Source organism: Gilliamella sp. Fer4-1 (assembly GCF_001690515.1).
GTDB lineage: Bacteria > Pseudomonadota > Gammaproteobacteria > Enterobacterales > Orbaceae > Gilliamella > Gilliamella apicola_C.
In genome coordinates this window covers 1-11,010 of record NZ_LZGZ01000149.1, presented here as the reverse complement: position 1 = coordinate 11,010, position 11,010 = coordinate 1, and the positions used below count along the sequence as shown (strand labels likewise).

General features: G+C 31.8%; 11 protein-coding genes. 7 read left to right on the top strand and 4 right to left on the bottom strand.

What is annotated here, in order from left to right:
• Positions 1-320: Imm8 family immunity protein (locus A9G30_RS05145; protein WP_141672007.1), on the bottom strand; the 320-nt coding region annotated here is incomplete at its 3' end.
• A 316-nt stretch (positions 321-636) separates the two neighbouring features.
• Positions 637-1,089, bottom strand: a complete 453-nt coding sequence (locus A9G30_RS05140) for a hypothetical protein (RefSeq protein WP_065583048.1) — start codon at positions 1,087-1,089, stop codon at positions 637-639.
• 1,193 nt (positions 1,090-2,282) lie between these two features.
• Between A9G30_RS05140 and A9G30_RS05130 the strand changes: the two genes are divergently transcribed.
• Together A9G30_RS05130 and A9G30_RS05125 are read left to right on the top strand one after the other, a co-directional pair.
• Positions 2,283-3,122, top strand: a complete 840-nt coding sequence (locus A9G30_RS05130; protein ID WP_065567388.1) for an SDR family NAD(P)-dependent oxidoreductase — start codon at positions 2,283-2,285, stop codon at positions 3,120-3,122.
• Complete coding sequence (locus tag A9G30_RS05125) at positions 3,119-4,660, top strand: AMP-binding protein (RefSeq protein ID WP_065567387.1); 1,542 nt, start codon at positions 3,119-3,121, stop codon at positions 4,658-4,660. Before A9G30_RS05130 ends, A9G30_RS05125 begins: the two co-directional genes overlap by 4 nt.
• Before the next feature lie 898 nt (positions 4,661-5,558).
• Here A9G30_RS05125 and A9G30_RS05120 read toward each other — a convergent pair.
• Entirely contained in the window at positions 5,559-5,966 is a 408-nt protein-coding gene (locus A9G30_RS05120; RefSeq protein WP_065583045.1) for a hypothetical protein, read from the bottom strand.
• A gap of 661 nt (positions 5,967-6,627) precedes the next feature.
• Complete coding sequence (locus A9G30_RS05115) at positions 6,628-7,113, bottom strand: CPCC family cysteine-rich protein (RefSeq protein ID WP_065588260.1); 486 nt, start codon at positions 7,111-7,113, stop codon at positions 6,628-6,630.
• Between the two features lie 191 nt (positions 7,114-7,304).
• On the opposite strand from A9G30_RS05115, the gene A9G30_RS13585 reads away from it, so the two are divergent.
• From A9G30_RS13585 to A9G30_RS05095, 5 genes are all read left to right on the top strand, one after another.
• A complete protein-coding gene (locus A9G30_RS13585; RefSeq protein WP_141672006.1) occupies positions 7,305-7,667 on the top strand; it encodes an IS3 family transposase in 363 nt (120 codons plus the stop codon).
• Positions 7,668-7,953: 286 nt separating this feature from the next.
• Positions 7,954-8,349 (top strand): DUF2750 domain-containing protein, encoded by a 396-nt coding sequence (locus A9G30_RS05110; protein WP_218057322.1) that lies wholly within the window; start codon positions 7,954-7,956, stop codon positions 8,347-8,349.
• Positions 8,350-8,479: 130 nt separating this feature from the next.
• Positions 8,480-9,715, top strand: coding sequence for a hypothetical protein (locus A9G30_RS05105; protein ID WP_065588259.1), 1,236 nt, complete (start codon positions 8,480-8,482; stop codon positions 9,713-9,715).
• 270 nt (positions 9,716-9,985) lie between these two features.
• Positions 9,986-10,339, top strand: a complete 354-nt coding sequence (locus A9G30_RS05100) for a hypothetical protein (RefSeq protein WP_065588258.1) — start codon at positions 9,986-9,988, stop codon at positions 10,337-10,339.
• 234 nt (positions 10,340-10,573) lie between these two features.
• The gene (locus A9G30_RS05095) at positions 10,574-10,903 is read left to right on the top strand and encodes a hypothetical protein (RefSeq protein ID WP_065583041.1); all 330 of its coding nucleotides are present in this window, start codon (positions 10,574-10,576) and stop codon (positions 10,901-10,903) included.
• The last annotated feature ends 107 nt before the right edge of the window (positions 10,904-11,010 follow it).

Sequence of the window (11,010 nt, the reverse complement as noted above, 5' to 3'; positions counted from 1 at the left end):
AAAGCGGGGATACCATCAGCAGGTTTTATACAAGCCAGCTTTTCATCTATGGATTGTCTAACTTTATCCCAATCATATTGATTTAATAATAAAATTTTATATCGTTTTGGCTGTTGAATTCTACCCTTATTTAAATTGAGTATTCCTTCTGGAGTTGCGACAATGATTGAGTAAATATCAGAATTATCCTCGCCAGTAATACCGATATTCATCTCTAATAAATAAAAAACTGCATTATCTTCTGGCTGCCACAGCCAAGGATCACCGATATCTGGAGACCAGTAATATTTCACTTCAAATTTTTGTTGTTTAATTTTCATTTATAGCCCGCATCAAAATAAACATTATAAGGCGCTCACTGTAATTATAATATCGAGAACGCCTCAATTATCATTGCTTAAATCTTATTTTTTTACCAATATGGTAAAGCTATCGATCGTATTAACCTTAATATTTAGCTACTTAGGTATTCCATTAAACCAATGATAAAAATCAAGACACAATGAATTATTGACGATCTATTGAATTGCAATGTTAGATACATCTCATCTTCGTAATCAATAACATTATTTTCGTAAAGTAGAAAAGCATATGTTGATACCAAAGATAAATATAAAAATAGACAAAAATACAAACTTATTTACAGAATCGAGTTTGTATTAATTTTAAATTTTGTTTTAATTCTATGACATCTTTTAGTTTTTCGGCATCCATAGGTAAGCTTCGAATTAATAAATTTGCATTTTTCTTTAATAAATTCAGTAAAGATGTGTATTCTATTTCACCACTATATACGACTTCTTTTTTATCAAACCGATTATCTATAAATTTGATTTTACAAATTTTATTAATACAAAAAACTTCAAAATAAAAAGGTCCATCCATAAAGTAAAAATGAGTTATGTTATTTTGCTGAATTTTACAAGCTTCTTTTAACCACCAATTTAATATAACTACGGTAAAATCATCCCATTGTTCATCAGGAAAGAAAATGTTCCCGATCTGAAAATATATTTTTGAGAATATTTGCGTTGATATTTTACTTTTTGATACGCGAATAGAATCAGGGGAGATAATTAAATTAATCATTAACAATATCCTTTAGGATAAACCGTTGCAATTGTTTTGACATTGGCCATCATTACCGTATGGCAAAGCATTTGATATATATCTACATGCTCGAATTTTTACTCAATATTATAATAATCCATATTAAGAATATTCATACTGTTATGGTGCTAGATTCAATATTTTTTTCAAAAATTGTTTTATAAAAAAGCACACTTTATTTAAATCAATTCACGCAAACATTATGTTTTGTCATAAATTATTTATGATTTGGATATTTACTTTAGAATCTATTTGTAAAAATTATTCAGGATTCTATACCATTTAACCTAACCAAAGCCGATAGCCACTTAAATTTTTCTGTGAGCCAATCAGATCCTCGCCAAAAAATTTGGTATAGCGTTTAAATAATAGGTGGTGAATAATGCTTTAGTTAATTCCATGCTGTAACACTAATCGCTTAAAATCCGCACTGTAATATTTGGTTTCATTGGCTACTAGGTATAATATTCCTTTAGGAAATTGACGACAAAATAAGGAATTTTGGGTGAATGACAAACTAAATATTTATCAATATACTTAATGTATTAGTCCGCACATCATAATGATAGACTTGTAGCAAAAGGAGTAATGCCATTATTTTTCATCGCGTTACAAAATAAAAAATCAAATAAAATCAATGCCTTTTCTGACTGATTTTTATCATACTCAGCTAATCTTTCTTTATGATATATCCTAGCCCTTGTCCCTGATATCATGCACTAAGCTGGGTGTGCTTGAGCAGGATTTATGTTAACAATAAAGTGCTTTGATATTCTCAAATAACCCCGTTGATTTAGGCTCAGGTTTTAGCCAAGTATAGTAATCTGATACGCTAACTTCTAAGTGACGGCAGACTAGCAATAATGGGTATGGTAACAAATGTTGCTTTATATATTGGTACTTCACCAGTTTGTGCGCTAAATTTTTTGGCCACAATGTCCTCCTATGATTGTTAGTTATATCATAAAGGTGACATAGGTTCATTTTTTGGCGAGGATCTCATTTTGTTAAAATGAATTCTGATAAGTCGTTAGCGTCTGTTAGATTAAGTTTAAACTGCTACCTAATCTGGTAATTACAGTTTTGACTGTCGCCTATTTATGAGTAATAAATAATAAATTCTATGTTATTCTACACGGTATTTATTGTTTAAAGAGAAAAATAAAAAAACAATGAACGCGATAAAGCGATGTTTGGAATTTATTCTATTTCCTCCTATAAAAGTAAATAAAGCACTCCTTACCCAGCGATTACATCATAAAACCGTGTTGATTACTGGTGCTACTTTTGGTATCGGTGAAGCGCTTTGTTATCAGATAGCAGACATTGATTGTAGACTCATTTTAGTCGCGCGCACAACAGAAAAACTAGAAACGATAAAGCAACAGATAACCAGTCAAAAAGCAACGGTGCACGTTTTTTCTGTCAATTTATCCGATGAGCAACAGCTTAACGAGTTTATAAAAATATTATCTCAATTTACAATTGATATTTTTATTAATAATGCTGGTAAATCTATCTGTCGTCCAATTATGCAATCATTAGACAGATACCATGATTTTCAAAGAACAATGCAATTAAATTATTTTGCTCCAGTGAAACTTTGCTTAGCATTAATTCCTGAATTACAAAAAAATAAAGGGCAAATTATTAACGTATCAGCAATTAATGTATTATTAGCGCCAACCCCCTACTGGGCAGCTTATCAAGCTTCTAAAGCCGCTTTTGATCAATGGCTGAATTGTGCCAGTAGTGAGCTTGCTATCAACAAGATCACCGTTTCCAGCACCTATTTGCCGTTGGTTAAGACTAGAATGATAGCACCAACTAAAGCATACCAACAAGCGCCAGCAATGCGCGCTGAACAGGCTGCAATGCGTATTAATAACTTATTGATTAACCGTAAGACATATTATAAGCCTTGGTGGAGTATATGGGCGCAACTAACTTCCGTTTTATTATATCCATTATGGTTAAAAATAACACAGTATTATTTACGGAATAAAAAATGATTAAGACTTTAAAAATACTCTATCAATGTAACTTATTAACCTTTAGAGGAATTTGGTATTTAATTTGTGCAATAAAAGTTGTCGGCATCAATTTAATGACGTTGCTTTATATAAGCAAACGGTTTTACCCACAAAAAATTGCGTTTCAAGATGAAAAAGATAATATTAATTTTTGTACCCTATATAAACAATCACAACATTTAGCTGATCAACTAGCTACTTTTTATGGTGTTAAAGCTAAACAGAAGATTGCAGTGATGGCTTATAACCACATTTATTTAGCACACACTCTCTTTGCTTTATCTGTATTGGGCGCAGATATCTATTTATTAAATGCACAGATGTCTGCGACACAATTTAAAAAACTAGACGAAGCGTATTCATTTGACTTAATTATTCATGATCCAGAGATTAAATTTTTACAGAAAGAAAATAACCTATTAACTTATCACGACAATTTTCCTTCTATTCAACGATTAATAAATGGTCGTTTAATGAAAACAACACAAAAAAGAAAAGTGTGTCATTTTCCCAAAATCATTGTATTAACCAGTGGCACAACAGGCAATTTTAAAATAGCGGGGCGCAGCACAAAAGCTAAAGGATTTATCATTCCTTTTACTGCTTTATTTACAAAATTAAAACTTAATCAGTATTCAAGCATTTATATCGCAACACCAATTTACCATGGGTTTGGTATTGCTACATTTTGCATAGCTGTACTGCTCGGCTCTACTATTTTTTTACATAAAAAATTTACAACACAAGAAGCTAGTCAGTTATTAGATAAACATAAAATAGAGGTTATTACTTTAGTTCCGTTAATGCTAGGTCGTTTACTTAAGTATGATCACACCAAGTTACTAAGTTTGAAATGTATTATTAGTGGTGGTTCACCTTTAGCAGAAACGCTTGTTCAAGAAACACAAAATAAATTGGGGCCAATGCTATTTAATTTATATGGTACATCTGAGGCCGGTATATGTACAATTGCCACACCTGAAGATTTAGAAAAACAACCCAGTTGTATTGGCCGCCCAATTAACGGATTACATATAAAATTAATGCAAGATGGGCAGGAAATAGTTAAAGGAATAGGCGAATTATGGATTAAGTGCGCATGGTCGATACAAGCTAACAAATGGATCTCAACAGGTGATTTAGCGTATAAAGATCAACATGGATATTTTTATTTACAAGGTCGAAAAGATGACATGATTGTATCAGCAGGAGAAAATGCATATCCTTATGATCTTGAACAACAGTTACTAGAGCATCCAGCAATTGAAGAAGCCACAGTCATACCCATCAACGATGATGAATTTGGACAACGATTTGTTGCTTTTATTATATTAGGAAAAAACCAAGTTTTATCTAACGAAGCATTGTTTACTTGGCTGCGTAGTAAAGTGGCTCGTTATCAAATGCCGAAAAAAGTCATTGAGCTAAATGAAATGCCTATAACGGCTATCGGTAAGGTTGATAAGAGGCAATTACATACTCTATTATACAATGAAGATATTGGAACATTTTATTAGAAGTAATGATGGTTTAGTTTATTATACAAATAATCATTATTAAATTAGGATGATAACTAAACATTGATAATATCTCGTGGGTGAAAATAGTTCCAACTTCATTTAGTTTAAAATTACCTAAATTAAAATTATAAACAAGGAGATGATTTTTCTTATTAGGAGCTTTGGGATCTGTAATAGAGCATGCTTTGGTTAAATCAATGCTTTAACACTAACCGATTAAAATCCGCACTGCAATATTGGTTTCCCCAGTCACTAGGTAGCTAAACTAACCATTATTATCTGTCTAAAATTGATTTATTGTTCCAAGTTTACTTGATCATCATAGCATGAGGGAATTTCGCTATCTAAAGCAGGCAAGTATTTATCATTCACAATATTATATGCTTGTTTTCTATAAGGGTATTTAGCAATTATGTTTTTAATGTCGTTATATAAGTCTTCTTTTTTAAACCACACATTACCACATTGACCACAACCAAAAAATGGGGGGACATCTTCAATATAAGAAACAATACCTGCACATGTTTCTTTAGGGCACTTTAATCCATTTACAACAGCAGTTTGTTTATCCTCCTACTTATTTAATAGCATCGAATTAATGTCATAACTCATTGAGCAATAATGGCATTTTATCATAATGAATTTCATATTCTTTTGGCGAGAAACCGAGATAAAATGGTCTTGCTCTTCTGATGTTATAAATTGTTTTTTACAATGATTACATAATAACTTCATACAACCCTTTTTATTTTTATCATGAAGAATTTGCTACTTGTTTCTGCACTATTTTAGCGATAGTTACAATTATACATAAAACTAATAATGACTAGGGCATATGCTAACAAAAGTCGTTATAAATATATTCTTTTGACATTATTTTCAACAAAGAATTGCCTTAGCTTATCTGAAATAACGACATGTTTTTGAGCTTCCTGACATCTTGCCATATAAAAGTTTTCTTTGATATTTTTTTAAAGACAATTCTATGAAACTTCTTTGATCTATTAGGCAAATAATTTAATATTGGTTCACTATCAGGCTTATGCATACCTATATATGATAATGAATGAAGAATATTTAAGACGTTATAGTCTGAATTGCTCTGACCATTGATAATGGCATTGGCATCAAGGCATTTAACATCTTTTAAAAAACCTTTATAACCTAACAGCAGATTTGCAAGCTTAACTGAAATAAAATCCGATCCACCACTAAAACAAAAATCATAATTTGCAATCTGATCTGATTCAGCTTCGAAACAATAGCTATTATGATAATCAAATATTTTTAATTCATATATCATATAAAAATACTTTGGATGGAATGATATTTTTGTTCAAAACAATTTTTCTGTTTTTAACGTTGCAAGAGGTCGCCTGCACTGTCTAGCTGATGTTTTTCGATAAGGTGGTCGTAGAAATAGCGGTAACGCAGGCTGTAGTTGGCACTTTGTTCGCTTTGGATGCAGTTAGGTTTGTTGCGACATTTCATTGTGAAATTCACCAGTAAACCTGATGCTATAAATCGCTATCCTACACATATCTAATTATCGAGTCAGCTTCTATCGTTTTATTTTTTAATAATATTTAATTTCTTATCGACCCATTACATCAAAAATAGGATCATAAATACTCTACACTATTCAAGAATAGCCCTACGCTTTAGGCTTTAGGCTAACTAAAACAGATCCAGTAGTAGATAACATGTGGCACTTTTTTACAATTTCATTTGCCATTTTTTTGCGAGGATCATGTCTGCTGTGTTTTTATGCTAACTAACCCGCCGGGGTTCTCGTACTGGTAGATGCGCTCTGTCAGGATGTGAGTAGGATGGGATGCTAACCTCGCAGGGGAGTGTTTGTGTTGCCAGCAGCTGTTATAGTAGTATTTGAATTCGATGCTCAACCGTCCTTAGGGGCATAATACTTCGTGGTGCAGACTGGCGCATTTATTTTAGAATTTATGCTATTTTCTTATATAGACATCCTGATATTGCAGTACTTTTTCTTTGTATAAAGAAGTGTTTATATAAGAGGTTAAATAACTTTGATTTAATTTACTATATCCATCCTCATTTAATTGGTCTGTTTGCCAATCACAAACTGGACATATTTCAAAAATCGAATCTTCATAATCCTTGAAAACAAGGTATCGACATGAGATACAAGCAACACCAGTAATTTCACTATCTGGATGATCAATTATTTTTATATCATTACCGGTAATGTCTTTTATTTTGTTTTCTAAGTATTTATTTCTAATTAACGATGATAATTGATAACTATCTAAAATATCATTGTTGTAAATCTGTTTCTTAGAAAGAGCCATAGATTGCTCATCAAGTATTCCATTTTCATATAAAAAATTTGTTCTATCGTCTAATTTTAAAGTAAATAAAGAGTGGTAATTTAAAAAGTTAATGACTTCACTATGAAAGAATTCTATACACATTATTTTTCTCGCGCTAAATCAATTGCCTCTTGGAATGGTTTTTTGCTTCTCCAACCGTCTTTATAATAAGTCCAATTCGGAGCGGTTACACTAAATCATACAACTTTTTTAAGGGTTTACGCAAAGCGCTTAAAAAAGCGCCGCATAGAAAACGATATTTTAAAGCAAGCCGCACTGATAATGGGGTGAAAATGACTATCCTAAACGCAAACCGACATCATTATAGCCCGACAAAACGATGTCAATATTTCGTATTATCAAGATATTATGCTTATTACCAATGTAAATTGAATAAACAAAAATCAGTAAGACTTTATGCAGATAAAGTAGTGACGCTATTTAACCGAAGCTATCATTGTTATGGTACAAGGCGAATTGGTTTTGATTTGCAAAAAGAGAACATTTGGGTATCACGCTGTTACATTGTTCGGCTGATGAAATTTTTATTGCTCGTATCAAAATACGTCGTTAAACGTTATTGTAATTATCGCCTTAATTTTTGTTTGAAATGTGTTGCCATTCCAATTTTCTACTTTTTTGCTGTACTATTTTAGGGGGATAGCTACCATTTGAGAGATAGTTACAACGTCAATTGAGTAAAAAATTCGGCATCATAGACAATATTTAGACAGATAAACGGGATAGCATTACAATATTTTTAGGTAATATAATCCTGCTATAGAAGATTTATCTTGCTAGAATGGATTGAGTTGCTGAGTGATCTGAATCTTAATTAGTATGCTAAACTGCAAAAAACGAGCTTAGTTTTAGCATCGACACGATGATTATGATTACAACAATTTATTTAGACGTAAGCAAAAATATAAGGAGTATTCACTTATGATAGTCTTATCGGCCAAAGAAGTTGAAGTTATGTCAAATAAAGGGAGCCAAGAAAGATACATTTATTCCATAAAAAAAATTGTTGATAACGAAGTAGCTTGGGTCTTAGACGATGACGGGTTTGCCTTAACCGGTAGAAATGATAACAATAATGAAGTTCTTATATTATGGCCTGCTCGTGAATATGCTGCAAATTGTGCTTTAGGTGGCTGGAAGAATTATAAACCCAAGGCATTATCGCTTGATTATATAATGAATAAATTATTGCCTGATTTATCAGCCAAAGGAACTCAAGTTGGTATTTTCTCCATTCCTACGCTATCAAGCACTCCTATTGTTAATGCTGAGAGCTTATTAATTGATTTAGAAAACGAATGTAGTAATTATATTTAAAACTAACCCCGAATGAAGTAATCCAAACTTGTAATCGGACAAAAGCAAAGACAATTTCTAACTGAGTAATTCATTGTATATAACTTGTGATATCAAATTAGAAGAGTGCTTATTATTGGTGAAATAACCTATGGAAAAATTTCTCGAATTACTAACTAAAAAAGGGGTAAAACACGTTGTTCAAGATAATAAAGTTATCATTAATGATAATTTGCGTTTAAGAAACAAAGAAATTAGTGTCTTGCCAGACAATTTACTTATCCATGGTGATTTAAATTTAAGTAAAACAAAAATACAAATACTACCAAAAAATATGGCTATTCATGGTAGTTTGAATTTAACAGACTCCGAAATCCAAGCCTTACCGAATGATTTTACAATTAGTGGGGATTTAAATTTATCGATCACTAAAATTAAAGTCTTACCGGATAATTTATCTGTGGGTGGTAATTTGTATTTAGAATTTACAGACATCAAAGCGCTACCTGAAAATCTGGCTATTGGTGGTGATTTGAATTTAGCTCACACAGATATTCAATCATTACCTGAAAACTTATCAATTAGTGGTAATTTAGATCTTACCTATTCAATGATTAAAGCATTACCAGATAACTTATCAGTTGGCGGCAATTTAGATCTTACCTATTCAATGATTCAGACATTACCGGATAACTTATCGGTTGGTGGCAATTTAAATCTAGCAAATACAGATATCGAAACATTACCCAAAAACTTATCGGTTGGTGGTGACATATATTTAATAAATAGCCAAATTAATAGATTGTCTGAAAATTTATCGGTTGGCGGTGATTTAGACTTAGCAAATACCAATATTCAATTATTAGGCGAAAACTTAACTGTTGGGGGAGATCTTGATCTAAGAAATACCCATATCAAACAATTACCTCAAAAAATTTCTGTTAACGGTTATCTAAATTTAAGAAATACCAGAATAAAAACATTACCAGAAAATTTATCGGTAGGAGGATATTTAAGTGTTGCTAATACAGACATTCAAGTATTGCCTAAAAATTTATTTATTGGTGGTCGCTTGAATATAGAGTCAACCAAAATCAAATTATTACCTGAAAATTTATCCGTTGCTTGTGGTATATATTTAGATGTAGATAAAGTACAGAATATAGTTTATCGCAAAAGCAACCAAGGCAACTTAACAACCATTTTTGCTTGTTGGGCTAATGGGGGATTTGCTATTCAAGCAAATGGCTTTTTTGGCACAGTTGATGGCTTTTATAAAATGATTGATGAAAATTTTTCTACAGAAAATGCGATAAAATACAAAAAAATAGCTCAGGAATGTGTAGAGGAGCTAGCCCAAAAGCTTAACAAGCCGTCGCCGAGATAAGTAAGATGGATTAAAAGCACAAATCTATCTAGCTGAAGTAATATCGCATCTTAATATGATAAGTAGGCAATTAAGATGCCTAATTTTACGCCAAGGTGGTCTGTTAAGATAGATCCATTTTGATATTAAACAACACATTGGTAATATTAAAAAAACTTGCTAACATACAAACAATGGATCTTGTGATATGGCAAGAATGGAATATTTTTATAAGATCATAGTTGAAGTTGATACTGTGATATTAAATTGGCTAGTAAGGTTGATAGTTCTATGGATATAAATACAAGGTGGTTAACTTTTGTATTAGTTGATAATAATGAATCATTCCAAGAAATACAGGCTAAGATAGCATCAGCATTTCAATGTAAATTATCCTGTAAAGATGAAAAAGGTCGTTATATTGCCAGAGCTGAATTGGCCAATTTTAGCATAGCCGTTATAGACAAAATTTATATGCTTAGTGAATTATTGTGTGATGAGCATTATACGCTTGAAATAACAATAATATCTGATGAATATTTTAATTCTGAATTTGAAAGTTATATCAAACAAATTCTAACTAATCATTTTATACAGTGGAAATGTTCAGTTGGGTCTCCTGTCGAAGTTACTCCACAGATTTAAAGTGAACTTTATCTTTAGCACCTAACAAATTAGCATACCAATACATGATGTTGATCCTCGCCCTAAAATCGGCAAATGTCACCTTTATAATATAACGAATATGCTATAACGAACAATCATAAGCGAACACATTATGGCACAAAAAATTGAGTACAAAGTTCAAACCGCAGACGGTGAATTATGCTTTATCTAATGCCCATCTTTCATTAGCTAAAATCGTTAATCATTTAGGTATTGGTAAATCAACGCTGGATAAATGGGTTAAGCAACTTAATCCTAACCAGTAACCGTGAGCTAACTAATGAGCCACCAAAAATTATCGCGCTAAAAACAGAAAACAAAGCACTAAAAATAGCCAATGAAATGCTAAAAAAGCGCATGTGTACTTCATCAACCGCCCAAACCGGTGAAGTACCAATATATGAAGCAACCGTTGTCATCGTATCTGGCACTGCCGGTCTGTCGTCAGTTGAAAGTAAGTGTATCTGGTATGCACAAGAGCTTTATTTGTGTTCTTCGGGTTTAAATAAAGAAGTCAAAGAAATTGATGATAAAAAAGGATAAACCAATGAAAATTATTAAACGAGTTGTTAGATTATTTGCATTGAAAAATACATAACAAACCTATTCATATGATGAGGTCATCTTAAACGGTATTGAGATAACCGATA